Genomic DNA, 25,332 nt, shown 5'->3' with positions numbered 1-25,332 from the left:
CATGCACCATGTCGCATTCTTCGCGGGTAAACCCGCTCCCACAGGGCCGCACAGCGGCCCCCTGGCACTCAAGCCAATTTACACTTATCGAAGAACCGTTCCCGCCCCAGAATCATCAACGCCGCACGCTTGTGCGGGAAGTCGAACTCCTTGTCGCAATGGAAGCACTGGTCGTGCATGTAGCCGATCATCTTGCCGTTGTCGGCACGCGGCTCGGCCACCACCCGCTGGGTGCGCGGGTCATCCAGGAACAGGTAGTGCACCAGCGCCGATAGCCAGCTGGCCACCTTGTGCGGCCCGCGGTGGCTCTCCTCCCCCACCAGCATGTGGATGCCACGGTCGTAGTCATCGGCCGGGTAGAACGGCGCAATGCGATCCTCCTTGGCCCAGTACGCCTCGAAGTAGGCAAACGGCTGGTCATCGAAGCAACCGATCAGCGTCAGGGCATGCGGGTCGGCCTCGAGCTTGCCCAAGTATTCGCGATGCTGCGCAAGGGTGCCACCCTCCTGCCAGAACGCCTCCACCCGCGGGTTGTTCTGCCAGCGGTTGAAGCGCTCCAGGTCATGCTCGATCTCCAAGGTACGCAGCGATACCCAACTGCCCAGGCGCGTATCGAAGCGCCGGTACACCTCGCCACGAGGCTTGGGCGCGCGGCGTGGGTGGCGCTTGCCGTTGCTGATCTGCATCTGCTGTGGGTAGGCGACGCTGGTCGACTCGCCCAGCCACGGCTGTGGCAGCTGCCAGAACAGCGCCCGCTCGCACAGGTATTGGCCAGGCTGCTCGCCGGCCAGCAGCAGGCCACTGGTCAATGCCTGAGGCAACGGCTCGGGCAGGTGCCAGGCAAGACGCTGGCAGGCCGCATCGCGGGCGAGCAGCCAATAACAGGCGGCCCACAAGGCCACATAGGGGCGCTCGGGGCACAGCCGCTCGAGGTGGACATGCAAAGTAGCACCCATCTCCAGGCGCAACTGGATCAACGCGCGGCCTTCGAGGGACAGGCTCAGCCAGCTGTCACCCTCCTCGGCACTGAGGCTGCGCCAGCGTGGCGCTGACTGGGGCTGTGATGCGGCATCGAACGGCATGGGCTTGACTCGCGGCAATGAAGAAAAGGCTCACTGCTGAGAACGTTGCCGCATCACGGGAATTTAGTCGCGCGGGGCCGCCACCGTGATGCGGTATGGCTCGAAGATACGCGCCAGCTCACCACTGTCGCGCAGGGCACGCAGCAGCGCCGCGAACGATTGTTCACCGATGGGTGCCCCCGGGCGTAGCAAGGCGTAGTGATGATAGACCTGGTCAATGCGCTGCGAGGGCATCAACTGCTCCCGACTGGCCGGGTTGCGCGCCAGGAAATCGCTGAGGTAGGAACGCGTGACCAAGGCGATGTCGGCGCGGCCGGCCTGCACCATCAGCAGGTTGCTGTCATGGGAATACGTCAGGGTCGCGTTGTAGGCGTTGCGCAGGTAGTCGGGGTCGGAGTTGAAGCCGGCGAACGCATAGTGGTAGCCGTTGAACAGCGCCAGGCGCTTGCCGCGCAGGTCGTCGAAGTAATGCGGGTCACGGCCACTGGCCTTGCGGGCGACGAACACCTCGGCATCTTCCAGGCCCATGTCCACGCTCTGGTGGGCAATCTGCTGCCAGCCCCATGCCGGGTTCTCGAAAATGGCCATGTCGGTGCGGCCTTGCTGGAGGTCACCAAAACGCCGCTGGATGGAGGTGGGCACCACGACGAAGTGGTAGCGCTGCTGCGCGCGATTGAGCGCGTCGACCAACTGCCGCAGCAAACCGCTGTCGGCGCCCTGCTCCGGGCGTACCGTGTACGGAGGGAAATGCGCAGCGCCAATCTTTACCTCGACGGCATCGGCAGCCCATGCCGGCGCCGCCAGCCAGAACATGGCTAGCAGCATCAGGGAAGACAGGGCCTTCAGGCCGGTCGCTGGAGTCAAGACGGACACTCATCACGGTTCATGCCGGGGTCCGCCTAAGCTAGGCGTTTTCCGGGCCGGACACAACTGCCGGTTAGTGGCCCTTTGCGCCAAAGCTGCGGGCAAACTGCCAGGGGATGCCGGATGCCCGGAGTTTCGCTACGCTCTAGCAGGATCTGCAAGGGAGCCTGCTATGGGCCACTGGTTGGTGATCGACCTGGAAGCCACCACCGACGATGGTGGGTGGCCGGTCACAGAGATGGAAGTCATTGAAATCGGCGCAAGCCTGGTTACCCGCGATGGCCGCGAGGTCGACCACTTCCAGCGCTTCGTGAAGCCTCGGCGACGGCCGCAGCTGACCCCGTTCTGCCGTGAGCTGACCCACATCAGCCAGGCCAGCGTGGACAGTGCGGCGTCGTTCCGCGAGGTATGGGCAAGCTTCGAGCGCTGGCTCGGGCACCACCGCGGGCAGCTTCAGGCCAGGGTCAGCTGGGGCGACTACGACCGCCAGCAGTTGCACCAGGAGTGGCAGCAGCATGGGCTGGACAGCCTGCTGCGGACCCTGCCGCACATCAACCTCAAGCAACGCTTCGCCAAGGCCCGCCACCTGCAGCGCCCCGCTGGGCTGAATGGTGCACTGCAGCTGGCCGGCATGCACTTTTGCGGGCAGCAGCACCGGGCCCTGGAAGATGCGCGCAATACCGCGCGGCTGCTGCCGTTGAGCCTGCCGGCAGACGCTACCTGAAAGCAGATGACGGGGCCGGTGGGCTTGGGCATACTGGCCAGCCCTTTTTCATCCCCCCTTTTCAGGAGTCGCCCATGTTCCAGGTCAACGAGTACTTCAACGGCACCGTCAAGTCGATCGCATTCGCGGGCGAAGAAGGCCCGGCCACTGTCGGTGTGATGGCCCCGGGCGAATACGAGTTCGGCACTGCCAAGCGCGAGATCATGCACGTGGTTTCGGGTGCGCTGACCGTGAAGCTGCCAGGTAGCGACAACTGGGAAACCTTCAAGGCGGGCGACAAGTTCAACGTGCCGGCTGACAGCAAGTTCCAGCTGCAGGTGAAGGTGGATACCGCCTACCTGTGCGAGTACCGCGACTAAGCGTCAGCCTGGTCCGGCCTCTTCGCGGGCATGCCCGCTCCTACAGGTTCACTACAAGCTTGCGGGCCTGTGCGGTACCTGTGGGAGCGGGCAAACCCGCGAAGAATCCAGCACTAATCTTTTAGGAAAGCTGCAACCTTCTCAGCCGCCGCCTGCAAGTGCTGCTCATGGCTGAACCCCGAGGCCTTCAGCGGCTTCAGGTCATGGTCCCCCGCCACCAGCCAGCTCACCTCGATCGCCGGCGATAACGCATACCCTGCCACCGCCTCGCGGTTACCCAGTGCATCCCGCTCGCCCTGCACGATCAACGTCGGCGTCTTCAATTCGGCCAGGTGCTCGACCCGTGGCTTTTCCGGTTTGCCCACCGCATAGAACGGATAGCCCAGGCACACCAGTGCATCCGCTTCCAGTTCATCGGCCAGCAAGCTGGCCATGCGCCCGCCCATGGATTTGCCACCCACCGCCAATTTGCCCGCGACCAAAGGTCGCACCTGCCGGTACACCTCGCGCCAGCATTCCAGCAACACCTTCTGCGGGTTCGGCGGCCGCTTGCCGCCGGCAACCCTGCGCTCGGCCATGTACGGGAACTCGAAGCGCACTACCGCTACCCCAAGCGCCGCAAGCCTTTGCGCCATTTCGTCCATGAACCCGCTGTCCATCGGCGCACCTGCGCCATGAGCCAGGATCAGGCAGCCCTTGTAGCCGTCCTTGCCCCGAACATGCGGGGGATCGCAGCGCAAGCCTGGGACATTTCCGACCTTCGCCCATTGATCCCCGTCAATACCGGCACTTTGCCCATTAATCATGCTTGCCTCGCTGTAAAGCCTGCCAAATAACCGTGGATGGGAACCCATACATGAACACAACCAGCAGTACCGCCTATAACTACAAGGTGGTCCGCCAATTCGCCATCATGACGGTGGTGTGGGGAATCGTCGGGATGGGGCTCGGCGTCTTCATCGCCGCCCAGCTCGCCTGGCCCTCCCTCAACTTCGACCTCCCCTGGACCAGCTTCGGCCGCCTGCGCCCCCTGCATACCAATGCGGTGATCTTCGCCTTCGGCGGCTGTGCGCTGTTCGCCACCTCCTATTATTCGGTGCAACGTACCTGCCAGACCACCCTGTTCGCACCGGGCCTGGCCGCGTTCACCTTCTGGGGCTGGCAACTGGTGATCCTGCTGGCGGCCATCAGCCTGCCGCTGGGTTACACCAGCTCCAAGGAATACGCCGAACTGGAATGGCCGATCGACATCCTGATCACCATCGTCTGGGTGAGCTACGCCATCGTGTTCTTCGGCACGCTGATGAAGCGCAACACCAAGCACATCTACGTCGGTAACTGGTTCTTCGGCGGCTTCATCCTCACCGTGGCGATGCTGCACGTCGTCAACAACCTGGAACTGCCGGTCAGCCTGACCAAGTCCTACTCGGTCTATGCCGGTGCCACCGATGCCATGGTGCAGTGGTGGTATGGCCACAACGCCGTGGGCTTCTTCCTGACCGCAGGCTTCCTGGGGATGATGTACTACTACGTGCCCAAGCAGGCCGAACGCCCGGTGTATTCCTATCGCCTGTCGATCGTGCACTTCTGGGCGCTGATCACCCTGTACATCTGGGCCGGCCCGCACCACCTGCACTACACCGCCCTGCCCGACTGGGCGCAGTCGCTGGGCATGGTGATGTCGCTGATCCTGCTGGCACCAAGCTGGGGCGGCATGATCAACGGCATGATGACCCTGTCCGGCGCCTGGCACAAACTGCGCAGCGACCCGATCCTGCGTTTCCTGGTGGTGTCGCTGGCGTTCTACGGCATGTCCACCTTCGAAGGCCCGATGATGGCCATCAAGACGGTCAACGCCCTGTCCCACTACACCGACTGGACCATCGGCCACGTGCACGCCGGCGCCCTCGGCTGGGTGGCGATGATCTCGATCGGCGCGCTGTACCACACCATCCCGAAAGTGTTCGGCAAGGAGCGCATGTACAGCATCGGCCTGATCAACGCGCACTTCTGGCTGGCCACCATCGGCACCGTGCTGTACATCGCTTCGATGTGGGTCAACGGCATCGCCCAAGGCCTGATGTGGCGCGCGGTCAACAGCGACGGCACGCTCACCTACTCGTTCGTGGAAACCCTGGTGGCCAGCCACCCAGGCTTCATCGTGCGCTTCGTCGGCGGTGCGATCTTCCTCAGCGGCATGTTCCTGATGGCCTGGAACACCTGGCGCACCGTGCGTTCGCCGGCGCTCGATGTCGCCCCTGCGAACGCCCAGCTGGCTTGAGGAGACCTGCCTGATGAAACATGAAGTCATCGAGAAAAACGTCGGCCTGCTGGCCCTGCTGATGGTGTTCGCCGTCAGCATCGGCGGCCTGACCCAGATCGTCCCGTTGTTCTTCCAGGACGTCACCAACAAGCCGGTGGAAGGCATGAAGCCCTACACCGCGCTGCAGCTGGAAGGCCGCGATATCTACATCCGCGAAGGCTGCGTGGGCTGCCATTCGCAGATGATCCGCCCGTTCCGCGCCGAAACCGAGCGCTATGGCCACTACTCGGTGGCTGGTGAAAGCGTGTGGGACCATCCGTTCCTGTGGGGCTCCAAGCGCACCGGGCCGGACCTGGCCCGGGTCGGTGGCCGCTACTCGGACGACTGGCACCGTGCGCACCTGTACAACCCGCGCAACGTGGTACCGGAGTCGAAGATGCCGTCGTATCCATGGCTGGTCGCCCAGCAGGTCGACAACAGCCATACCGACACCAAGATGCGCACCCTGCGCACCCTGGGCGTGCCGTACACCGACGATGACATCGCCGGGGCCCGCGACGCGGTCAAGGGCAAGACCGAAATGGATGCCCTGGTCGCCTACCTGCAGGTGCTAGGCACCGCGATCAAGAACAAGAGGTGAATGCGATGGGAATGGACATCGGCATGATCCGCGGCCTGGGCACACTGGTGGTGATGATCGCCTTCATCGGCCTCACCCTGTGGGTATTCAACCGCCGCCGCGACCGTGATTTCGCCGAAGCGCGCCTGCTGCCCTTCGTCGACGACCGCCTGCCCTCTGCCGGACAGGAACCTGCTGCAAAAAGGAGTAACGGGCAATGACCACCTTCTGGAGTACGTACATCTGCGTACTGACCATCGGTAGCCTGATTGGCCTGACCTGGCTGCTGCTCGCCACCCGCAAGGGCCAGAGCAACAACACCACCGACCAGACCATGGGCCACAGCTTCGACGGCATCGAGGAGTACGACAACCCGCTGCCCAAGTGGTGGTTCTGGCTGTTCGTCGGCACCCTGGTGTTCTCGGTCGGCTACCTGATCCTCTATCCGGGCCTGGGCAACTGGAAGGGCATCCTGCCGGGCTATGAAAATGGCTGGACTGGCGCCAACGAATGGCAGAAGGAGATGGAGAAGGCTGACGCAAGATTCGGCCCGATCTTTGCCAAGTACGCCGCCATGCCCGTGGAAGAAGTGGCCAAGGACCCGCAGGCACTGAAGATGGGCAGCCGCCTGTTCGCCTCCAACTGCTCGGTGTGCCACGGCTCGGACGCCAAGGGTGCCTATGGCTTCCCCAACCTCACCGACAAGGACTGGCGCTGGGGCGGCGAGGCGGAAACCATCAAGGCGTCGATCATGAACGGTCGTCACGGCGTGATGCCGGCCTGGGCCGAAGTGATCGGCGAGCAGGGCGTGGCGGATGTGGCCGCGTTCGTGCTCACCAACCTCGATGGCCGCAGCCTGCCGGAAGGGGTCAAGGCTGACGCCGCCAAGGGCAAGGAGATCTTTGCCGGCAACTGCGTGGCCTGCCACGGACCTGAAGGCAAAGGCACCCCGGCCATGGGCGCACCAGACCTGACCCACCCGCAGGCGTTCATCTACGGTTCGAGCTTTGCCCAGCTGCAGCAGACCATTCGCTATGGTCGCCAGGGGCAGATGCCGGCGCAGGCGGAGATCCAGGGCAACGACAAGGTGCACCTGCTGGCGGCTTATGTGTATAGCCTGTCGCAGGATGGTGCTGCTGAAACCGTGACTGCCAAGTAATACCGCCCAAGGGCCGCTTTGCGGCCCACTCGCAGCACAAGGCTGCTCCTACAAGGGTACCGCGCAAGATTAAGCCACCCTGTAGGAGCAGCCTTGTGCTGCGAACGGGCTGCAAAGCAGCCCCTCTCCTCGCTCTACCCCTCCTTGCACCCCCTCCGAACACAACTAAGCTTGTTGCCTCAGTGGGCCTCGCTCCGAAAGGACCGAAGCAGACGCGGCGCGTAGCCTGTCGCCGTCCCGATAAAAAGCTTGACCGATCGATCAGAAAAAGTCGAAAAACGGTACACATTACAAATATTTATTTGTGTACAATCGTCCAGACCCGATCGCTGCGGGACATCAGTGAACGGGCTCGGGCACGGGTCGGCGTACCAAAGTTGCGTTGCGGTAACCCCGGTGGTTATCAATACTGGCGCCGATTTTTCGACCAACAAGAACATCAAAACCGTGGAACCTTAGCAATGAGCACAGCAATCAGTCCGACTGCTTATAACTATAAGGTCGTCCGCCAGTTCGCCATCATGACGGTGGTCTGGGGGATCCTTGGCATGTGCCTCGGCGTCTTCATCGCCTCGCAGCTGGTATGGCCGCAACTGAACCTGGACCTGCCCTGGACCAGCTTCGGCCGCCTGCGCCCGCTGCACACCAACCTGGTGATCTTCGCCTTCGGGGGCTGTGCGCTGTTCGGCACCAGCTACTACGTGGTGCAGCGCACCTGCCAGACCCGGCTGATCTCCGACAGCATGGCCGCCTTCACCTTCTGGGGTTGGCAGGCGGTGATCGTCGGGGCGCTGATCACCCTGCCGATGGGCTACACCACCACCAAGGAGTACGCCGAGCTCGAGTGGCCGCTGGCGATCCTGCTTGCCATCGTCTGGGTCACCTACGGGTTGGTGTTCTTCGGCACCATCGTCAAGCGCAAGACCAAGCATATCTATGTCGGCAACTGGTTCTACGGCGCCTTCATCGTGGTTACCGCGATGCTGCACATCGTCAACCACATCTCGCTGCCGGTAAGCCTGTTCAAGTCGTACTCGGCCTACTCCGGCGCCACCGACGCGATGATCCAGTGGTGGTACGGCCACAACGCCGTGGGCTTCTTCCTGACCACCGGCTTCCTGGGGATGATGTACTACTTCGTACCCAAGCAGGCCGAACGCCCGATCTACTCGTATCGCCTGTCTATCGTGCACTTCTGGGCACTGATCACCCTGTACATCTGGGCCGGTCCGCACCACCTGCACTACACCGCCCTGCCTGACTGGGCGCAGTCGCTGGGCATGGTGATGTCGATCATCCTGCTGGCGCCAAGCTGGGGCGGCATGATCAACGGCATGATGACCCTGTCCGGTGCCTGGCACAAACTGCGCACCGACCCGATCCTGCGCTTCCTGGTGGTGTCGCTGGCGTTCTACGGCATGTCCACCTTCGAAGGCCCGATGATGGCCATCAAGACCGTGAACTCGCTGTCGCACTACACCGACTGGACCATCGGCCACGTTCACGCCGGCGCCCTCGGCTGGGTAGCGATGATCTCGATCGGCGCCGTGTACCACATGATCCCGCGCCTGTATGGCCGCGAGCAGATGCACAGCGTCGGCCTGATCAACGCGCACTTCTGGCTGGCTACCATCGGTACCGTGCTGTATATCGCCTCGATGTGGGTAAACGGCATCACCCAGGGCCTGATGTGGCGCGCCATCAACGATGACGGCACCCTCACCTACTCCTTCGTCGAAGCCCTGCAGGCCAGCCACCCTGGCTATATCGTCCGCGCCCTGGGCGGTGCGTTCTTCGCCACCGGCATGCTGCTGATGGCCTACAACGTGTTCCGTACCGTACGTGCCGCCAACCCGGCACAGGCTGAGGAAGCCGCCAAGATCGTCGTCGTGGGAGCGCACTGATGAAGCATGAAGCCGTCGAGAAGAACATAGGCCTGCTGGCCTTCTTCATGGTCATCGCCGTGAGCGTCGGTGGCCTGACCCAGATCGTCCCGCTGTTTTTCCAGGACGTCACCAACAAACCCGTGGAAGGCATGAAGCCGCGCACCGCGCTGGAGCTTGAAGGCCGCGATATCTACATCCGCGAAGGCTGCGTGGGCTGCCACTCGCAGATGATCCGCCCGTTCCGTGCCGAAACCGAGCGCTACGGCCATTACTCGGTGGCCGGCGAGAGCGTGTGGGACCACCCGTTCCTGTGGGGCTCCAAGCGTACCGGGCCGGACCTGGCGCGGGTCGGTGGCCGCTACTCCGATGACTGGCACCGTGCGCACCTGTACAACCCGCGCAACGTGGTACCGGAATCGAAGATGCCGTCGTACCCGTGGCTGGTCGAGCACAAGCTCGACGGCAAGGACACCGCGAAGAAGATGGAAGTGCTGCGCACCCTCGGCGTGCCATACACCGACGCCGACATCGCCGGGGCCCGCGACGCGGTCAAGGGCAAGACCGAAATGGACGCCATCGTCGCGTACCTGCAGGGTCTTGGCACCATCATCAAGAGCAAACGGTGACGCTGATGGATATCGGGATGATTCGCGGCCTGGGCACCGTCGTGGTGATGGTGGCCTTCGTGGGCCTGGCGCTGTGGGTGTTCAACCCACGGCGCAAGAAGGACTTCGACGAAGCGACCCAACTGCCCTTCGCGGATGACCCCGAAGCCAGCCGGCACGTCGAGCAAGCAAAAGCTTCTGGGAGCAAAAAACAATGACAACCTTCTGGAGTCTGTACGTTACCGTCCTGACCCTGGGCACCATCTTCTCGTTGACCTGGCTGCTGCTGTCGACCCGCAAGGGCCAGCGCGAAGAGGTCACCGACGAAACCGTCGGGCATGCCTTCGATGGCATCGAGGAGTACGACAACCCGCTGCCGAAATGGTGGTTCTGGCTGTTCGTCGGCACCATCATCTTCGCCCTCGGCTACCTGGTGCTGTACCCGGGCCTGGGCAACTGGAAAGGCGTCCTGCCAGGCTACTCATACCTGGATAACGACAAGCAGACCGAGTTTTCCAACGGCCAGCCGGGCTGGACCGGCGTGCACGAGTGGGAAAAGGAAATGGCCAAGGCCGACGCCCGCTTCGGGCCGATCTTCGCCAAGTTCGCCGCCATGCCCATCACCGAGGTGGCCAAGGACCCGCAGGCCCTGAAGATGGGCGCGCGGCTGTTCGCCTCCAACTGCTCGGTATGCCACGGCTCCGACGCCAAGGGTGCCTATGGTTTCCCCAATCTTACCGACAACGACTGGCGCTGGGGCGGCGAGCCGGACACCATCAAGGCAACCATCATGGGCGGCCGCCACGGCGTGATGCCGGCCTGGGCCGAAGTGATCGGCGAGCAGGGCGTGGCCGACGTGGCTGCGTTCGTGGTCAGCAAGCTCGATGGCCGCACCCTGCCAGAGGGCGTGAAAGCCGATGCCGAAAACGGTCAGAAGATCTTCGCCGCCAACTGCGTGGCCTGCCACGGGCCCGAGGGCAAGGGCACGCCAGCCATGGGCGCGCCGAACCTGACCCATCCGCAGGCGTTCATCTACGGCTCGAGCTTTGCCCAGTTGCAACAGACCATCCGCTACGGTCGCCAGGGGCAGATGCCGGCCCAGGAGCAGCTGCAAGGGAATGACAAGGTGCACTTGCTGGCGGCTTATGTGTACAGCCTGTCGCACCAGGACCAGGCACCGGCCAAAGCCGAGTAAGCAGGCCAGGCCTCTTCGCGGGTAAACCCGCTCCCACAGGTACTGCGCTCGCGTCAGGATCTGTGCGATCCCTGTGGGAGCGGGTTCACCCGCGAAGAGGCCGGTACTGAAAACACATTTGTTGCAGGCCCCATGACCTGGATCAATTGACACCTGCCATAACACGATTCATACCACGAACCCAACGCGACTAAAGGTCGCAGTGCAGCCCCATACTGCCATCAGCGGCGTATCATGGGCCGCAGAGCGCTAGCAGATTGCGCTAGACTGCGGCCGGCATGCACTGGCTGCGGCACTTCTCCACTGCCGTGGGACTTGATGATGAGCAAGCAAATTCCGGTACATGACGTCACCCCGCCTGCCAACAAAGGGAAGGATTCCGTCGACCTCTACGCCTCCCGGGAAAAGATCTACACCCGCGCTTTCACCGGCCTGTTCCGACGCCTGCGCATGGTCGGCGGGGCTGTGCTGTTCCTGCTGTACTTTGGCACGGTGTGGTTGAACTGGGGCGGCCACCAGGCCGTGTGGTGGAACCTGCCCGAGCGCAAGTTCTACATCTTCGGCGCTACCATCTGGCCGCAAGACTTCATCTTGCTCTCGGGCATCCTCATCGTTGCCGCCTTCGGCCTGTTCTTCATCACCGTGTTCGCCGGCCGGGTATGGTGCGGCTACACCTGCCCGCAAAGCGTGTGGACATGGATATTCATGTGGTGCGAGAAGGTCACCGAGGGCGACCGCAACCAGCGCATGAAGCTCGACAAAGCCCCCATGAGCGGCAACAAGTTCCTGCGCAAGTTCGCCAAGCACAGCCTGTGGCTGCTGATCGGTTTCGTCACCGGCATGACCTTCGTCGGCTATTTCTCGCCGATCCGTGAACTGGCAATCGAATTCTTTACCGGCCAGGCCGACGGCTGGGCCTACTTCTGGGTCGGCTTCTTCACCCTCGCCACCTACGGCAACGCCGGCTGGCTGCGCGAGCAGGTGTGCGTGTACATGTGCCCCTACGCGCGCTTCCAGAGCGTGATGTTCGACAAAGACACGCTGATCGTTTCCTACGACCCGCGTCGTGGCGAAACCCGCGGCCCGCGCAAAAAGGACCTGGACTACAAGGCCGCAGGCCTGGGCGACTGCATCGACTGCACCATGTGCGTGCAGGTCTGCCCCACCGGCATCGATATCCGTGACGGCCTGCAGATCGAGTGCATCGGCTGCGCCGCGTGCATCGATGCCTGTGACAACATCATGGACAAGATGAATTACCCAAGGGGGCTGATCAGCTACACCACCGAGCACAACCTGTCCGGGCAGAAGACCCACATGCTGCGCCCGCGCCTGATCGGCTATGCCGTGGTACTGCTGGTGATGATGGTCGGCCTGGCCACCGCCTTCGCCACCCGTTCGCTGGTCGGCTTCGACGTCAGCAAGGACCGCGTGCTGTACCGCGAGAACGCCCAGGGCCGGATCGAGAACGTGTATAGCCTGAAGGTGATGAACAAGGACCAGCGTGACCACGTCTACGTGCTGGATGCCACCGGCCTGCCGGACCTGAAGCTTGAAGGCCAGCGCGAGATCCGCGTGGACGCTGGTGATATCGTCAGCCTGCCGGTGCAGCTGTCGATCGCGCCCGAGAAACTGCCATCGACCACCAACGAAATTACCTTCATCCTCAAGAGCGCCGATGACAGCGACGCCCAGGTTGAAGCCAAGAGCCGCTTCATCGGCCCACAGATCCGCTAAGAGAGATAACCCACAATGCCTGCCACCGCCGCCAGCCCCTGGTACAAGCACCTCTGGCCCTGGATCATCATCGGCATTCTCGCCACCTCGGTGTGCCTGAGCCTGACCATGGTCAGCATCGCCGTGCACAACCCGGACAACCTGGTGAACGACAACTACTACGAGGCTGGCAAGGGCATCAACCGCTCGCTGGACCGAGAACTGCTGGCGCAGACGCTGGGCCTGAAGGCCGGCGTGCACCTGGACGAGCTGACCGGCGAAGTGGACGTGCGCCTGACCGGCAACAGCGACCCGCAGAGCCTGGAGCTGAACCTGATCTCGCCAACCCAGCCGGAGAAAGACCGCAAGGTGCTGTTGAGCCGGGTCGAGGCTGGGCGCTATGTAGGGCAGCTGGAGGACAAGGTTGACGGGCGGCGCTTCGTTGAGCTGCTGGGTAGCGAAGGTGGCCAGGTGTGGCGCTTGTTCGAGGAAGAAAAGGTGGAGCATGGTGTGACCTTGCAGCTGGGTGATGAAGCACTGCAAGGTGCCGAGCACCAATAATCGCACCTCCGCCGCTCCTTGTAGGAGCGGGTTTACCCGCGAATGCGTCTAACCTGGAAACATCATTGCCTGATCTGACGCATTCGCGGGTGAACCCGCTCCCACAGGTGCCGTGCCCAACCAGCCGATTTGTGTAAGGCAATGATGTGATGACCCAGCCCACCCCCTGCTACCACTGCGCAATGCCCGTCCCCGCCGGCAGCCGCTTCACCGCCGTGGTCCTCGGCGAGCCCCGGCAGTTCTGCTGCCCCGGCTGCCAGGCAGTGGCCGAGTCGATCGTCGCCGGTGGCCTGGAACACTACTACCAGCACCGCAGCGACAACAGCGCCAACCCCGAGGCCCTGCCCAGGCAGCTACAGGACGAACTGGCCCTCTACGACCGCAGCGACGTTCAGCAAACCTTCGTTCGCCATGCTGGCGACCTGGCCGAGACCACCCTGCTGGTCGAAGGCATCAGCTGCGCCGCCTGCGGCTGGCTGATCGAAAAGCACCTGCGCAACCTGCCCGGCGTCGCCGAGGCGCGCCTGAACCTGTCCAACCACCGCCTGCTGCTGAACTGGGATGACAAGCAACTGCCGCTCTCGCGCCTGCTCGCCGAGCTGCGCCAGATCGGCTACGCCGCCCACCCCTATCAGCCCGACCAGGCCGCCGAGCAACTGGCCCGCGAGAACCGCAGCGGCCTGCGCCGCCTGGGCGTGGCCGGGCTGCTGTGGTTCCAGGCGATGATGGCAACCATGGCCACCTGGCCGGAATTCAACATCGACCTGTCGCCCGAACTGCACACCATTCTGCGCTGGGTGGCGCTGTTTCTCACCATACCCATCGTGTTCTACAGCTGCGCACCGTTCTTCAAGGGCGCGGCACGCGACCTGCGTACCCGCCACCTGACCATGGACGTTTCGGTGTCGCTGGCCATTGGCCTGGCGTTCGGCGCCGGCATCTGGACCGCCATCACCGGCAGCGGCGAGCTGTATTTCGACACCGTGGGCATGTTCGCACTGTTCCTGCTCACTGGCCGTTACCTGGAGCGCCGCGCCCGCGAACGCACTGCCGCGGCCACTGCGCAGCTGGTCAACTTGCTGCCGGCCTCGTGCCTGCGCCTGGACGCCGTCGGCCGCAGTGAACGCATCCTGCTCAGCGAACTGCAGCGCGGTGACACGGTACAGGTGCTGCCAGGCGCGGTAATTCCCGCCGACGGGCGCATCGTCGAAGGCCGCTCCAGCGTCGATGAATCGTTGCTGACCGGTGAATACCTGCCGCAACCACGGCGGGTCGGCGAGCGGGTCACGGGCGGTACCCTGAACGTCGAAAGCACCCTGAACGTGGAAGTCGAAGCCCTCGGCCACGACTCGCGGTTGTCGGCCATCGTCCGCCTGCTGGAACGCGCCCAGACCGAAAAACCCCGCCTGGCCGAAATCGCCGACCGGGCCTCGCAGTGGTTCCTGCTGTTCTCGCTGCTGGCCGCCGCGGCCATCGGCCTGTGGTGGTGGCACCTGGACCCGACGCGGGCGTTCTGGATCGTGCTGGCCATGCTGGTAGCGACCTGCCCCTGCGCACTGTCCCTGGCCACGCCAACGGCGCTTACCGCAGCCACTGGCACGTTGCACAAGCTCGGCCTGCTGGTGACTCGTGGCCATGTGCTGGAAGGCCTGAACCAGATCGACACGGTGATTTTCGACAAGACCGGAACGCTGACCGAAGGCCGCCTGACCTTGCGCAGCATTCGACCGCTCGGCAGCCTGCCCGCCGACCGCTGCCTGGCCCTGGCCGCAGCGCTGGAGAACCGCTCCGAACACCCCATCGCCCGTGCCTTCGGCCGCACCGCCACGCCTGCTGACGAGGTGCAGACCGTGCCGGGCCTGGGCCTGGAAGGGCTGGTCGACGGCCAGCGCCTGCGCATTGGCCAGGCCACCTTCGTCTGCGCCCTGAGCGGAGCGGAAATCCCTGGCGTGCCAGAGCCGCGCGGCCAGTGGCTGCTACTGGGCGACCGCCAGGGCCCACTGGCCTGGTTCGGCCTGGACGACCGCCTGCGCGACGATGCCCCTGCCCTGCTGGCGGCCTGCAAGGCCCGTGGCTGGCGCACGCTGCTGCTGTCGGGCGACAGCTCGCCGATGGTTGCCGAAGTGGCCGCGCAGCTGGGCATCGACCAGGCCATCGGCGGCCTGCGCCCGGACGACAAACTGGACCGGCTGAAGGCGCTGCAGGCGGCCGGGCGCAAGGTGCTGATGCTGGGGGACGGGGTCAACGACGTGCCGGTACTGGCCGCCGCGGACATCAGCATCGCCATGGGCAGCGCCACCGACCTGGCCAAGACCAGCGCCGACGCCGTGCTGCTGTCCAACCGCTTGCAGGCGCTGGTACAGGCCTTCGAGCTGGCCCGCCGCACCCGCCGCAACATCCTCGAGAACCTGCTGTGGGCGACCCTGTATAATGGCCTGATGTTGCCGTTCGCCGCGCTCGGCTGGATCACCCCGGTATGGGCAGCCATCGGCATGTCGGTCAGTTCGCTGATCGTGGTGCTCAATGCCCTGCGCCTGACCCGCCTGCCCCCGGCATCGGGTTTGCCATCGACCGAAGCGCCCCTGCCTGGGAGGAAGTCGCCATGCCCGCCCTCTATGTCATGATCCCCGCGGCCCTGCTGCTGGTCGGCGTGGCCGTGTACATCTTCTTCTGGGCGGTGGACAGCGGCCAGTACGACGACCTGGAAAGCCCTGCCCACAGCATCCTGTTCGACGACCAGGACCCGCGCCATCAGGCGGCGGTGAAGCCTGACGACAGCAAAGCCGACACCGACAAGGAAAACCCGCCCCGTGCCTGACCTGCTGCCCCTGCTGGGCTCGGCGTTGATCCTCGGTTTGCTCGGCGGCGGCCACTGCCTGGGCATGTGCGGCGGCCTGATGGGCGCGCTGACCCTTGCCATCCCGCCTGAACAACGTGGTCGGCGCATGCGCCTGCTGCTCGCGTACAACCTTGGCCGCATTCTCAGTTATGCCTGTGCCGGCCTGCTGCTGGGCCTGGCCGGCTGGGCCGTGGCCAGCAGCCCGGCGGCGCTGGCACTGCGGGTGGTGGCGGCGCTGCTGTTGATCGCAATGGGGCTGTACCTGGCCGGCTGGTGGAGCGGGCTGACCCGCATCGAGGCGCTGGGCCGGGGACTGTGGCGGCATATTCAGCCAGTGGCGTCGCGCTTGCTGCCGGTGTCCAGCGTGCCTCGGGCGTTGTTGCTGGGGGCGCTATGGGGGTGGTTACCATGCGGCCTGGTATACAGCACCCTGCTGTGGGCGGCCAGTCAGGGCAATGCCGGGTACAGCGCGGCGCTGATGCTGGCGTTCGGCGTGGGGACCTGGCCGGTGCTACTGGCCACGGGACTGGCGGCTGAGCGAGTAAATCGGTTGTTGAAACGGCGCAGTGTGCGGGTGGCTGGCGGGGTGCTGGTGATGCTGTTTGGGGTATGGACCTTGCCCGGGCCGCATCAGCATTGGTTGATGGGGCATTGATGGGGGCCGCCGTGCGGCCCTTCGCGGGCATGCCCGCTCCCACAGGGCCCTGCGAACGGCTGATAGCAGCCCCTATGCCCTTGATACAAATCAACACCGATTCCTGCAGACAGCCATAGACTCCGGGGCACTGCTGCTCTTTCCGGGGACCACCCTCATGCTCGACGACCTACGTTGGGATACCGACCTGATCCGCCGCTACGACCTGGCCGGGCCACGCTACACCTCCTACCCGACCGCCGTGCAACTGCACAGCGAAGTGGGCTCGTTCGACCTGCTCCACGCCCTGCGCGAGAGCCGTCGGGCCGTGCGCCCGCTGTCGCTGTACGTGCACGTGCCGTTCTGCGCCAACATCTGCTATTACTGCGCCTGCAACAAGGTCATCACCAAGGACCGCGCCCGCGCTGCGCCCTACCTGCAGCGCCTGGAGCAGGAAATCCAGCTGATCGCCTGCCACCTCGATCCCAAGCAGCGTGTCGAGCAGCTGCATTTCGGCGGCGGCACGCCAACCTTCCTCAGCCATGTGGAACTGCGCCAGCTGATGGCCACCCTGCGCCAGCACTTCCACCTGCTGGACGACGACTCCGGCGACTACGGCATCGAGATCGACCCGCGCGAAGCCGACTGGTCGACCATGGGCCTGCTCCGCGAACTGGGCTTCAACCGCGTCAGCCTGGGCGTGCAGGACCTCGACCCAGCCGTGCAGCGCGCGGTCAACCGCCTGCAGAGCCTGGAGCAGACCCGCACCCTGATCGAGGCCGCGCGCACCCTGCAGTTCCGCTCGATCAACCTCGACCTGATCTACGGCCTGCCCAAGCAAACCCCGGAAGGCTTTGCCCGCACTGTCGAAGAAGTGATCCGCCTGCAACCCGACCGCCTGTCGGTGTTCAACTACGCCCACCTGCCCGAGCGCTTCATGCCGCAACGGCGCATCGACAGCAATGACCTGCCCAGCGCGGCCGCCAAGCTGGAGATGCTGCACGCCACGATCGACCAGCTGACCGCAGCCGGCTACCGCTACATCGGCATGGACCACTTCGCCCTGCCCGACGACGAGCTCGCCATCGCCCAGGAAGAAGGCACCCTGCAGCGCAACTTCCAGGGCTACACCACCCATGGGCACTGCGACCTGATCGGCCTGGGCGTGTCGGCCATCAGCCAGATCGGCGACCTGTACTGCCAGAACAGCAGCGACCTCAACACCTACCAGGACAGCCTGTCCAACGCCCAGCTGGCCACCCAGCGCGGCCTGCTGTGCAACCACGACGACCGTATCCGCCGTGCAGTGATCCAGCAACTGATCTGCCATTTCGAGCTCGATTTCGAGCCGATCGAACAGGCATTCACCATTGATTTTCGCGGCTACTTCAACGACCTCTGGCCAGAACTGCTGACCTTGCAGCGCGACGGCCTGATCCGCCTGGACGACAAAGGCATCCGCATCCTGCCGGCCGGCCGCCTGCTGGCGCGCTCGGTATGCATGGTGTTCGACGCCTACCTGGCGATGCACAACCGCCAGCGCTTCTCGCGGGTGATCTGAACCGAGTCGTTCAACCGCATGGACAAAGTTCCTTGCCAGGCACACCATGGGCACAGCGAAGGCCCCGGCGCACACCCGCCGGGGCCGGGCCAGCTCGCACCACAACAGCGCACGCTGGCCTACAACCTATGCCGTGAGTTACCCTTACGTCTTATGTGTGCTTTCCCACAAGGATCGAATGAAAATGTCCGAGCCAGTCAAACTGCGCCCACACAACCAGGCCCATTGCAAGGACTGCAGCCTGGCCCCCCTGTGCCTGCCTCTGTCGCTCAACCTGGAAGACATGGATGCACTGGATGAAATCGTCAAACGTGGGCGGCCGTTGAAAAAAGGCGAGTTCCTGTTCCGCCAGGGCGACAATTTCGGCTCGGTCTACGCGGTACGTTCCGGCGCGCTGAAAACCTTCAGCCTCAGCGACAGCGGCGAAGAGCAGATAACCGGCTTCCACCTGCCCAGCGAGCTGGTCGGCCTGTCGGGCATGGACACCGAAGCCTACCCGGTATCGGCCCAGGCCCAGGAAACTACCTCGGTGTGCGAAATCCCGTTCGAACGTCTCGACGAGCTGTCGGTGCAGCTACCGCAGCTACGCCGTCAACTGATGCGGGTAATGAGCCGGGAAATCCGCGACGACCAGCAGATGATGCTGCTGCTGTCGAAAAAGACCGCCGACGAGCGTATAGCCACCTTCCTGGTCAACCTGTCGGCACGCTTCCGCGCCCGCGGCTATTCGGCCAACCAGTTCCGCCTGAGCATGTCGCGCAACGAAATCGGCAACTACCTGGGCCTGGCGGTGGAAACCGTGTCGCGGGTGTTCACCCGCTTCCAGCAGAATGGCCTGATCCGCGCCGAAGGCAAGGAAGTGCACATTCTCGACCCGATCCAGCTGTGCGCGCTGGCCGGTGGAGCAATGGAGGCCTGAGGCCGGCGTTTAGCGGGTATACTTGGGCATTCGTTTTCCCAGGATACCCGCAACAATGCACAGCGACGCCTTCGACCTCAAAGCCCTGATCCGCCCGGTAGTGGACTTCCCCAAACCGGGTGTGATCTTCCGCGATATCACCCCGCTGTTCCAGTCGCCGCGCGGGCTGCGCTATGTGGCCGACCAGTTCATCGAGCGCTATGTCGAAGCCGAGTTCAGCCACATCGGTGCCATGGATGCCCGGGGCTTTCTGATCGGCTCGATCATCGCGCACCAACTGAACAAGCCGCTGATCCTGTTCCGCAAGCAGGGCAAGCTGCCGGCTGATGTGCTGAGCGAGGGTTACCAGACCGAGTACGGCGAAGCCTTCCTGGAAGTGCACGCCGACAGCCTGTGCGAAGGGGATTCGGTGTTGATCTTCGATGACTTGATTGCTACGGGCGGTACGCTGCTGGCAGCGGCCAACCTGGTGCGCCGGACCGGTGCGCAGGTGTTCGAGGCGGCGGCGATCATCGATCTGCCGGAGCTGGACGGGTCGCGCCGGCTGCAGGCGGCCGGGGTACCGACTTTCTGCCTGACCGAGTTTTCTCTTAGCGAGTACTGAGTTGGGTTTTGGGGCTGCTTTGCAGCCCATTCGCGGCACAAGGCCGCTCCTACAGGGATCGCGAAATATCCGAAAATTACGCGGCCCCTGTAGGAGCGGCCTTGTGCCGCGAATGGGGCGCAAAGCGGCCCCAACAATTCTGAATCAGAGCGAAATCGGCCGACGCCCCGCAAAGGCATGGGCCAAGGTCCCACCATCCACCAGCTCCAGCTCGCCACCCAGCGGCACGCCATGGGCAATCCGCGACGCCACCAGGCCCTTCTCGCTCAGCAACTGGGCAATGTAATGCGCCGTCGCCTCCCCTTCCACCGTCGGGTTGGTCGCCAGGATCACCTCGGTGAAGGTGCCCTGCTCCTCGATCCGCGCCATCAGCTGCGGAATCCCGATCGCCTCGGGCCCCAGCCCGTCCAGCGGCGACAAGTGGCCCTTGAGCACGAAGTAGCGACCACGGTAGCCGGTCTGCTCCACTGCATACACATCGGTCGGCCCTTCGACCACACACAACTGGGTATCGTCACGGCGCGTGTCGGCGCATTGCGGGCACAGCTCCTGCTCGGTCAGGGTGCGGCACTGACGGCAATGCCCAACCCCTTCCATGGCCTGGGTCAAGGCCTGTGCCAGGCGCAGGCCGCCGCTGCGGTCACGTTCGAGCAATTGCAGGGCCATGCGCTGGGCGGTTTTCTGGCCGACACCCGGGAGAATACGCAGGGCATCGATCAGTTGGCGGATGAGAGGGCTGAAGCTCATGGGAAAGGCCTGACAAATCAATAAGAGGCGGTTTATACCCAGCGGGGGCAGTGGCGTCAAATCAGCCATGCGCACATTGCAAGGCTTGCGCGGTCCCTGTAGGAGCGGCCTTGTGTCGCGATGGGGCGCGAAGCGGCCCCAGGTTATCAGCTTCGCAGCATGGATTGCCGGGGCTGCTGCGCAGCCCTTTCGCGACACAAGGCCGCTCCTACAAAGACCGCGCAGGCTGCAGGAACGCACAAAAAAACCGCCGCTGTCATCAGCGGCGGTTTTCGGTAACGCAAATGCCCTTAGAACGGCATCTTGAAGCCCGGCGGCAGCTGCATGCCGGCGGTCATGCTGCCCATCTTGTCCTGGCTGTTCTGCTCGACCTTGCGCACCGCGTCGTTCAGTGCCGCGGCGATCAGGTCTTCCAGCACTTCCTTGTCGTCTTCATCAGTCGACATCAGGCTCTGGTCGATGCTGACACGCTTGACGTCGTGACGACCGGTCATCACCACGCTCACCAGGCCACCACCGGACTGGCCGGTGACTTCGGCGTTGGCCAGCTCTTCCTGCATCTTCTGCATCTTTTCCTGCATCTGCTGGGCCTGCTTCATCAGGCCGGCCATGCCACCTTTCATCATGGGGGTATACCTCGATTGGGTCATGTGATGCGGCCCGGCACCGGGCCGGCCGCATGGTTATCCGTTACTGGCCCTGATTAACCAGGGCTTCTACAGGCTCAATAGTATCCTGCCGCACCTTGGCGCCGAACAACTTGATCATCTGCTGGATCAACGGATCCTGCTCGATCGAGGTGACTGCGTCCTGCTGGCGCTCGGCGCGTTTGCGCGCCGCCGCCTGGGCCGGGGTTTCCTGCTCGGGCAGGATCAGCTCGATGCGCAGGTTCAGCGTGCGCCCCAGGTGCTGGTTGAGCGCTTCGTTAAGGCGCCGTTGCTGGGTGGCGTTGAACAGCGCACCCTGGCCAGGGTCCAGGTGCAGCAGCCAGTCGTCGCCATCGACGGCAATCAACGTACAGTTTGCCGCGATGTTGCCTGTCATCCCGGATACAGGCAACTGTGGGAATAATTCCAGCCATTGCAGGGCCAGGCCGGTGGCCGGCTTGGCTGCGAGCAGCGGTTCGGCTGCCGGCTTGGGTGCTTCTTCCTGGACGTGTTCGGCCAGTTCATCCAGGTAGCTGAAGCCGACCGGGTCGCTTTCGCCGCCGTAATAGTCTTCGTCCAGGGGCGGTTCATCGTCGCGGTCCATGCCCACGGCGGCATAGGCGGACGGGTCGAAGGGTGGCTCGTCGTCGTGCGCCGGGGCGGCAGGTGCCGGCGTGGGCGCAGCGGCCGGTGCAGGCTCGGCCACTACCGGTGCGGGTGTTGGCGCGGGCTCTTCCCATGGCAAGTCAACCACCTCTGCCACGGGTTCTGGTGCTGGCTCAGGTTCACTGACCGGGGCAAGCTCAGCTGCCACCACAGGCTCGACAACCGGCTGTGGCGCTGGCTCGACCGGTGCGGGCGCCTGCACTTGTTGCTCGGCAACCGGTGCAACAGGCGCCACGACAGCAGCGGCCGGCGGCGCCACGGCAACCGCCGGCGCTGCCACCGGTGTTGCAGGATCAGCTGTGGCCTGGCTGATCCCCACTGGCTTTAGTACCGGCTTCGGCGCGTCGTCGGTGTCAGCGGGGCGGAACGCCAGCATGCGCAGCAGGACCATTTCGAAGCCGCCGCGCGGGTCCGGCGCAAGTGGCAGGTCACGGCGGCCGATCAGGCCCATCTGGTAATAGAACTGCACGTCCTCGGCTGGCAATGCCGAGGCTAGTGCCAGCACCCGCTCACGGTCGCCCTGGCCGTTGTCCACCGCTTCCGGCAGCGCCTGGGCAATGGCCACGCGGTGCAGCACATTGAGCATCTCGGCCAGCACGCCAGCCCAGTCCGGGCCCTGCTCGGCCAGGTTGCGCACGGCCTCGAGCAAGGCCCGGGCATCGCCTTCGAGCAGCGCCTGCAGCACCCCGTAGACTTGGCCATGATCAAGGCTGCCGAGCATGGCCCGCACATCGGCGGCCAGTACCTTGCCTTCGCCAAAGGCGATGGCCTGGTCGGTCAGGCTCATGGCGTCGCGCATCGAACCATCGGCCGCGCGCCCCAGCAGCCACAGGGCATCCGGCTCGAACGGCACGTTCTCGGCGGCCAGAACATGGCTGAGGTGCTCGACCACCCGCTCCGGGCTCATGTTCTTCAGCGAGAACTGCAGACAGCGCGACAGGATGGTGGCCGGCAGTTTCTGCGGGTCAGTGGTGGCGAGGATGAACTTGACGTAGGGCGGTGGCTCTTCCAGCGTCTTGAGCAAGGCGTTGAACGAGTGAGTCGAGAGCATGTGCACTTCGTCGATCAGGTAGACCTTGAAGCGCCCACGACTCGGGGCGTACTGCACGTTATCGAGCAGTTCGCGGGTGTCCTCGACCTTGGTGCGGCTGGCGGCGTCGATCTCGATCAGGTCGACGAAACGGCCTTCGTCAATCTCCCGGCACACCGAACAGGTACCGCAGGGCGTTGAGGTGATGCCGGTTTCGCAGTTCAGGCACTTGGCGATGATACGGGCAATGGTCGTCTTGCCCACACCCCGGGTACCAGTGAACAGATAGGCATGGTGCAGGCGCTGGTTGTCCAAGGCATTGATCAAGGCCTTGAGCACATGGGTCTGGCCGACCATTTCGCGGAACGAGCGCGGACGCCATTTACGTGCAAGAACCTGATAACTCATCGAAAAACCATCGCAGCCTGATCGAGCGGAAGATCGCTAATGCTAGCGGAGCGGGGGCAAAATTGCACCCTGCGCAAGTCGTCTAAGCTTTGAAACTGGCGCGCCATCCAGGGAGGATCGCCTTTGCGAAGACTGCTGGCCCTGTTGCTGCTGTGGAGCACCTACAACCAGGCTGAACAGCCCCTGGTGCGTTTTTCTGTCGCCGAGAGCTGGAGCATGCCGCTGGTGCGCATCGAAGGCGACCAGCCGGTGGAAGGCATGCTGTACGACCTGATGCAGGCCTTGGCCAAGGGAGTGGGCATCCGCCCTGAATACCACGTCATGGCCCGCCTGCGCCTGCAGGAGGCGATGAACAGCGGTGATATCGATGTGCGCTGCTATGTCAGCACCCAGTGGTTCAATGACCGGCCAGGGGATTTTGTCTGGAGCATTCCACTGCTGCACCAGCGAGACCTGCTGGTAGGACGCGCTGGCAATAGTACTCCGCTGCCCCCGGAGCAATTGCCTGCCCAGGCCATCGGTACGGTGCTTGGCTACACCTATTCGACCTTGCAACCGCTGCTCGCCCAGGGTCGCCTGCACCGCGAGGACAGCCGCAGCCAGTTGCTGGTACTGCAGAAGCTGCAAGCCGGGCGCTATCGGCATGCGGTAAGCAACCAGCTGTCGTTGCAGTGGTTCAACCAGGGCCTGCCCACCGAACAGCAATTGCAGGCGCTGGCAGTACTGGAAGAACAGGACCTGGGGTGCATGGTACGCAATGACCCGTCGATACCGACCCAAGGGCTGCTGCGGGCGCTGGTGCGAATGAAGCAGTCGGGGGAGATCGAGCGGATTGTGCAGCGGTATGGGGGGACGGGCAACCAAGAACCCATGTCTGTGGCTCGCCCCTGAGCCACGCATACCTGATGAAAGACAAACCCGCCCGAAAATTGCACACCCGCTGTGGGAGCGGGTTCACCCGCGAACACCGGCAAAGCCGGTGCCATCCATCGCGTCGCGTTCTTCGCGGGTCAACCCGCTCCCACAGGGTTAATTGATATCCCTGCTATCTCTACTTACTCCAAGGCCGACTTCACTGGCTTCTACGCTCAACTGCCAGTGCCACAGCATCCGCCTGCCCCCAGGCAATCTGCATGGCCCGCAACCCGTGCTCCAGCAACTGCCGCGTCTCCTCGTCCTGGATACGCTCCAGCGCACGCCGGCTGTCGCTATAGGCAAACATCAGGTAGTGGGTGACATTCATCAACGCGAACTCCATCGGCACGATGCCTTCGCTGATGGCGCGGGAAAGGGATTTACCTTGGGGAAGCTCGAAAACGTGGGGTGGATCGGGGACTAGTTTTTTCATGGGTTCACCATACCGGGCTGAGAACACCCTTTCGCTTCCACACGTAGGGCGACAGTTGTACGCGGGGTGGAAGACCAGGGGTATGGTGAGCCCGGCAGGCCGGAGGCCTCCCACGTACAACTGTCATGACGACAGCCACCACACCCCAGGCTTCCACACCCGATCGCTGAACCGACAGCGACCGCAAAAGCCTAGTGGGCGGTGATTCCCGGGACAATCAGACGGGAGTCGACAGAGTGCGTAGGATATTTCGACACCTCCTACAGAAAAAGCGGGAAATTGCCCTGACCGTTGTAGGAAGCATCCTGAAAGCAGATCGCATTCCTGCTACCGATTGCTCGTCTTGAGGAATGTCGCTCTCACACAGCCGCAACCAAACCCGCACTCAAGAACATCCCAACGCCAAACACAGAATGCGTGGCCAGGCTCTTCAAGCAGTTGCGCGCAGGCGTCGGCGTCCTCGACGCAAAGAACCCCGCGCCCATCGCCGGCTGCATGAAGCACAAAGGCGCCACGACCGTCACCACACCAACAACCAGCGCAGGCAACAATGTAGGTGCCAGCAACCAGCCCTCCCCCACGATCATGACCAGCAGCATCGCGAACAGCACGCCGATGGCGTAATGAATCCCCCACCCCAACGCCAGCTCATGCCGCACCGGTTCCGCCTTGGCAATCGCCTGGTGCCGCACACGCCCGTGCAGCAAATGCCCCGCCCAACGCCCGACCATGGCGAAGTTCAGCGTGGCGACACCCATCCGTTTAAGCAGCAGCCCCCACAAGTCCATCACCATCGTGGCACCGATACCAATCGGCAAGGCAGCGGAAAACATCGCAGTAAAGGTCATTGAACAAGCCCTCCAAGTTGACGGTCATCACCATGCCGCGCAGCATAG

27 protein-coding genes are annotated in these 25,332 nt (G+C 63.8%); 19 read left to right on the top strand and 8 right to left on the bottom strand.

Annotated features, from left to right (window positions below; all coding sequences use genetic code 11):
• Positions 1–68 precede the first annotated feature (68 nt).
• Together WM94_RS09620 and WM94_RS09615 are read right to left on the bottom strand one after the other, a co-directional pair.
• Positions 69–1,082 carry a GNAT family N-acetyltransferase gene (locus tag WM94_RS09620; protein ID WP_061551058.1) on the bottom strand — a complete coding sequence of 338 codons (1,014 nt, stop codon included), beginning with the start codon at positions 1,080–1,082 and terminating at the stop codon, positions 69–71.
• Positions 1,083–1,145: 63 nt separating this feature from the next.
• Positions 1,146–1,946 carry an ABC transporter substrate-binding protein gene (locus WM94_RS09615; RefSeq protein ID WP_061551057.1) on the bottom strand — a complete coding sequence of 267 codons (801 nt, stop codon included), beginning with the start codon at positions 1,944–1,946 and terminating at the stop codon, positions 1,146–1,148.
• Positions 1,947–2,118: 172 nt separating this feature from the next.
• Between WM94_RS09615 and WM94_RS09610 the strand changes: the two genes are divergently transcribed.
• A complete protein-coding gene (locus WM94_RS09610) occupies positions 2,119–2,670 on the top strand; it encodes an exonuclease domain-containing protein (protein ID WP_061551056.1) in 552 nt (183 codons plus the stop codon).
• A gap of 74 nt (positions 2,671–2,744) precedes the next feature.
• Positions 2,745–3,029 carry a pyrimidine/purine nucleoside phosphorylase gene (locus WM94_RS09605; protein ID WP_003259920.1) on the top strand — a complete coding sequence of 95 codons (285 nt, stop codon included), beginning with the start codon at positions 2,745–2,747 and terminating at the stop codon, positions 3,027–3,029.
• A gap of 113 nt (positions 3,030–3,142) precedes the next feature.
• Here WM94_RS09605 and WM94_RS09600 read toward each other — a convergent pair whose 3' ends face one another.
• Complete coding sequence (locus tag WM94_RS09600; protein ID WP_025340007.1) at positions 3,143–3,835, bottom strand: alpha/beta family hydrolase; 693 nt, start codon at positions 3,833–3,835, stop codon at positions 3,143–3,145.
• 50 nt (positions 3,836–3,885) lie between these two features.
• Between WM94_RS09600 and ccoN (WM94_RS09595) the strand changes: the two genes are divergently transcribed.
• From ccoN (WM94_RS09595) to WM94_RS09520, 16 genes are all read left to right on the top strand, one after another.
• Positions 3,886–5,310, top strand: coding sequence for a cytochrome-c oxidase, cbb3-type subunit I (gene ccoN / locus WM94_RS09595; protein WP_013973491.1), 1,425 nt, complete (start codon positions 3,886–3,888; stop codon positions 5,308–5,310).
• A 13-nt stretch (positions 5,311–5,323) separates the two neighbouring features.
• Positions 5,324–5,932: a cytochrome-c oxidase, cbb3-type subunit II gene (gene ccoO, locus WM94_RS09590; protein ID WP_013973492.1), complete on the top strand. Its 609-nt coding sequence runs from the start codon at positions 5,324–5,326 to the stop codon at positions 5,930–5,932.
• A gap of 5 nt (positions 5,933–5,937) precedes the next feature.
• Positions 5,938–6,132: a cbb3-type cytochrome c oxidase subunit 3 gene (locus WM94_RS09585; protein WP_023661030.1), complete on the top strand. Its 195-nt coding sequence runs from the start codon at positions 5,938–5,940 to the stop codon at positions 6,130–6,132.
• Entirely contained in the window at positions 6,129–7,070 is a 942-nt protein-coding gene (gene ccoP, locus WM94_RS09580) for a cytochrome-c oxidase, cbb3-type subunit III (protein ID WP_038410020.1), read from the top strand. The genes WM94_RS09585 and ccoP (WM94_RS09580) overlap by 4 nt, the downstream gene beginning before the upstream one ends.
• A 461-nt stretch (positions 7,071–7,531) precedes the next feature.
• Entirely contained in the window at positions 7,532–8,974 is a 1,443-nt protein-coding gene (gene ccoN / locus WM94_RS09575) for a cytochrome-c oxidase, cbb3-type subunit I (RefSeq protein ID WP_061551055.1), read from the top strand.
• Positions 8,974–9,582, top strand: coding sequence for a cytochrome-c oxidase, cbb3-type subunit II (ccoO, locus tag WM94_RS09570; protein ID WP_013973496.1), 609 nt, complete (start codon positions 8,974–8,976; stop codon positions 9,580–9,582). Before ccoN (WM94_RS09575) ends, ccoO (WM94_RS09570) begins: the two co-directional genes overlap by 1 nt.
• Before the next feature lie 5 nt (positions 9,583–9,587).
• Positions 9,588–9,779, top strand: a complete 192-nt coding sequence (locus WM94_RS09565) for a CcoQ/FixQ family Cbb3-type cytochrome c oxidase assembly chaperone (RefSeq protein ID WP_003259925.1) — start codon at positions 9,588–9,590, stop codon at positions 9,777–9,779.
• Positions 9,776–10,756 carry a cytochrome-c oxidase, cbb3-type subunit III gene (gene ccoP / locus WM94_RS09560; protein ID WP_038410021.1) on the top strand — a complete coding sequence of 327 codons (981 nt, stop codon included), beginning with the start codon at positions 9,776–9,778 and terminating at the stop codon, positions 10,754–10,756. The genes WM94_RS09565 and ccoP (WM94_RS09560) overlap by 4 nt, the downstream gene beginning before the upstream one ends.
• Positions 10,757–11,077: 321 nt before the next feature.
• Complete coding sequence (gene ccoG / locus WM94_RS09555) at positions 11,078–12,493, top strand: cytochrome c oxidase accessory protein CcoG (protein WP_015271140.1); 1,416 nt, start codon at positions 11,078–11,080, stop codon at positions 12,491–12,493.
• Positions 12,494–12,508: 15 nt separating this feature from the next.
• Entirely contained in the window at positions 12,509–13,033 is a 525-nt protein-coding gene (locus tag WM94_RS09550) for a FixH family protein (RefSeq protein WP_003259657.1), read from the top strand.
• Positions 13,034–13,182: 149 nt separating this feature from the next.
• Positions 13,183–15,657, top strand: a complete 2,475-nt coding sequence (locus WM94_RS09545) for a heavy metal translocating P-type ATPase (protein WP_061551054.1) — start codon at positions 13,183–13,185, stop codon at positions 15,655–15,657.
• A complete protein-coding gene (ccoS, locus tag WM94_RS09540; protein WP_013973501.1) occupies positions 15,636–15,851 on the top strand; it encodes a cbb3-type cytochrome oxidase assembly protein CcoS in 216 nt (71 codons plus the stop codon). Before WM94_RS09545 ends, ccoS begins: the two co-directional genes overlap by 22 nt.
• Entirely contained in the window at positions 15,844–16,527 is a 684-nt protein-coding gene (locus WM94_RS09535) for a sulfite exporter TauE/SafE family protein (RefSeq protein WP_061551053.1), read from the top strand. The genes ccoS and WM94_RS09535 overlap by 8 nt, the downstream gene beginning before the upstream one ends.
• Before the next feature lie 157 nt (positions 16,528–16,684).
• Positions 16,685–18,067, top strand: coding sequence for an oxygen-independent coproporphyrinogen III oxidase (gene hemN, locus WM94_RS09530; RefSeq protein WP_015271144.1), 1,383 nt, complete (start codon positions 16,685–16,687; stop codon positions 18,065–18,067).
• Positions 18,068–18,251: 184 nt separating this feature from the next.
• Positions 18,252–18,986 (top strand): Crp/Fnr family transcriptional regulator FnrA, encoded by a 735-nt coding sequence (fnrA, locus tag WM94_RS09525; RefSeq protein WP_015271145.1) that lies wholly within the window; start codon positions 18,252–18,254, stop codon positions 18,984–18,986.
• A 55-nt stretch (positions 18,987–19,041) separates the two neighbouring features.
• A complete protein-coding gene (locus WM94_RS09520) occupies positions 19,042–19,590 on the top strand; it encodes an adenine phosphoribosyltransferase (protein ID WP_009683910.1) in 549 nt (182 codons plus the stop codon).
• Positions 19,591–19,734: 144 nt separating this feature from the next.
• Here WM94_RS09520 and recR read toward each other — a convergent pair whose 3' ends face one another.
• From recR to dnaX, 3 genes are all read right to left on the bottom strand, one after another.
• The gene (gene recR, locus WM94_RS09515) at positions 19,735–20,337 is read right to left on the bottom strand and encodes a recombination mediator RecR (RefSeq protein ID WP_003259670.1); all 603 of its coding nucleotides are present in this window, start codon (positions 20,335–20,337) and stop codon (positions 19,735–19,737) included.
• A gap of 290 nt (positions 20,338–20,627) precedes the next feature.
• The gene (locus WM94_RS09510) at positions 20,628–20,963 is read right to left on the bottom strand and encodes a YbaB/EbfC family nucleoid-associated protein (protein ID WP_003259671.1); all 336 of its coding nucleotides are present in this window, start codon (positions 20,961–20,963) and stop codon (positions 20,628–20,630) included.
• 64 nt (positions 20,964–21,027) lie between these two features.
• Complete coding sequence (dnaX, locus tag WM94_RS09505) at positions 21,028–23,088, bottom strand: DNA polymerase III subunit gamma/tau (protein ID WP_061551052.1); 2,061 nt, start codon at positions 23,086–23,088, stop codon at positions 21,028–21,030.
• A gap of 123 nt (positions 23,089–23,211) precedes the next feature.
• On the opposite strand from dnaX, the gene WM94_RS09500 reads away from it, so the two are divergent.
• A complete protein-coding gene (locus tag WM94_RS09500; RefSeq protein ID WP_061551051.1) occupies positions 23,212–23,979 on the top strand; it encodes an ABC transporter substrate-binding protein in 768 nt (255 codons plus the stop codon).
• Positions 23,980–24,160: 181 nt separating this feature from the next.
• Here the strand turns inward: WM94_RS09500 and WM94_RS09495 are convergent, their stop codons facing one another.
• Positions 24,161–24,436, bottom strand: coding sequence for a hypothetical protein (locus WM94_RS09495; protein ID WP_013973508.1), 276 nt, complete (start codon positions 24,434–24,436; stop codon positions 24,161–24,163).
• A gap of 359 nt (positions 24,437–24,795) precedes the next feature.
• Positions 24,796–25,284, bottom strand: coding sequence for a DUF2938 domain-containing protein (locus WM94_RS09490; protein WP_061304283.1), 489 nt, complete (start codon positions 25,282–25,284; stop codon positions 24,796–24,798).
• Positions 25,285–25,332 lie beyond the last annotated feature (48 nt).

The sequence above is a fragment of the Pseudomonas sp. ABFPK genome (assembly GCF_001586765.1).
Taxonomy (GTDB): domain Bacteria; phylum Pseudomonadota; class Gammaproteobacteria; order Pseudomonadales; family Pseudomonadaceae; genus Aquipseudomonas; species Aquipseudomonas asiatica.
The sequence above is the reverse complement of the archived record's forward strand: the minus strand, read 5'-3'. Positions and strand labels throughout refer to the sequence as shown.

What these genes read in the sequence shown, in the direction of transcription:
- WM94_RS09620 (WP_061551058.1), bottom strand. Translation starts at nt 1,082, where the DNA reads ATGCCGTTCGATGCCGCATCACAGCCCCAGTCAGCGCCACGCTGGCGC.
- WM94_RS09610 (WP_061551056.1), top strand. Translation starts at nt 2,119, where the DNA reads ATGGGCCACTGGTTGGTGATCGACCTGGAAGCCACCACCGACGATGGT.
- WM94_RS09605 (WP_003259920.1), top strand. Translation starts at nt 2,745, where the DNA reads ATGTTCCAGGTCAACGAGTACTTCAACGGCACCGTCAAGTCGATCGCA.
- WM94_RS09600 (WP_025340007.1), bottom strand. Translation starts at nt 3,835, where the DNA reads ATGATTAATGGGCAAAGTGCCGGTATTGACGGGGATCAATGGGCGAAG.
- ccoN (WP_013973491.1), top strand. Translation starts at nt 3,886, where the DNA reads ATGAACACAACCAGCAGTACCGCCTATAACTACAAGGTGGTCCGCCAA.
- ccoO (WP_013973492.1), top strand. Translation starts at nt 5,324, where the DNA reads ATGAAACATGAAGTCATCGAGAAAAACGTCGGCCTGCTGGCCCTGCTG.
- WM94_RS09585 (WP_023661030.1), top strand. Translation starts at nt 5,938, where the DNA reads ATGGGAATGGACATCGGCATGATCCGCGGCCTGGGCACACTGGTGGTG.
- ccoP (WP_038410020.1), top strand. Translation starts at nt 6,129, where the DNA reads ATGACCACCTTCTGGAGTACGTACATCTGCGTACTGACCATCGGTAGC.
- ccoN (WP_061551055.1), top strand. Translation starts at nt 7,532, where the DNA reads ATGAGCACAGCAATCAGTCCGACTGCTTATAACTATAAGGTCGTCCGC.
- ccoO (WP_013973496.1), top strand. Translation starts at nt 8,974, where the DNA reads ATGAAGCATGAAGCCGTCGAGAAGAACATAGGCCTGCTGGCCTTCTTC.
- WM94_RS09565 (WP_003259925.1), top strand. Translation starts at nt 9,588, where the DNA reads ATGGATATCGGGATGATTCGCGGCCTGGGCACCGTCGTGGTGATGGTG.
- ccoP (WP_038410021.1), top strand. Translation starts at nt 9,776, where the DNA reads ATGACAACCTTCTGGAGTCTGTACGTTACCGTCCTGACCCTGGGCACC.
- ccoG (WP_015271140.1), top strand. Translation starts at nt 11,078, where the DNA reads ATGAGCAAGCAAATTCCGGTACATGACGTCACCCCGCCTGCCAACAAA.
- WM94_RS09550 (WP_003259657.1), top strand. Translation starts at nt 12,509, where the DNA reads ATGCCTGCCACCGCCGCCAGCCCCTGGTACAAGCACCTCTGGCCCTGG.
- WM94_RS09545 (WP_061551054.1), top strand. Translation starts at nt 13,183, where the DNA reads ATGACCCAGCCCACCCCCTGCTACCACTGCGCAATGCCCGTCCCCGCC.
- ccoS (WP_013973501.1), top strand. Translation starts at nt 15,636, where the DNA reads ATGCCCGCCCTCTATGTCATGATCCCCGCGGCCCTGCTGCTGGTCGGC.
- hemN (WP_015271144.1), top strand. Translation starts at nt 16,685, where the DNA reads ATGCTCGACGACCTACGTTGGGATACCGACCTGATCCGCCGCTACGAC.
- fnrA (WP_015271145.1), top strand. Translation starts at nt 18,252, where the DNA reads ATGTCCGAGCCAGTCAAACTGCGCCCACACAACCAGGCCCATTGCAAG.
- WM94_RS09520 (WP_009683910.1), top strand. Translation starts at nt 19,042, where the DNA reads ATGCACAGCGACGCCTTCGACCTCAAAGCCCTGATCCGCCCGGTAGTG.
- recR (WP_003259670.1), bottom strand. Translation starts at nt 20,337, where the DNA reads ATGAGCTTCAGCCCTCTCATCCGCCAACTGATCGATGCCCTGCGTATT.
- WM94_RS09510 (WP_003259671.1), bottom strand. Translation starts at nt 20,963, where the DNA reads ATGATGAAAGGTGGCATGGCCGGCCTGATGAAGCAGGCCCAGCAGATG.
- dnaX (WP_061551052.1), bottom strand. Translation starts at nt 23,088, where the DNA reads ATGAGTTATCAGGTTCTTGCACGTAAATGGCGTCCGCGCTCGTTCCGC.
- WM94_RS09495 (WP_013973508.1), bottom strand. Translation starts at nt 24,436, where the DNA reads ATGAAAAAACTAGTCCCCGATCCACCCCACGTTTTCGAGCTTCCCCAA.
- WM94_RS09490 (WP_061304283.1), bottom strand. Translation starts at nt 25,284, where the DNA reads ATGACCTTTACTGCGATGTTTTCCGCTGCCTTGCCGATTGGTATCGGT.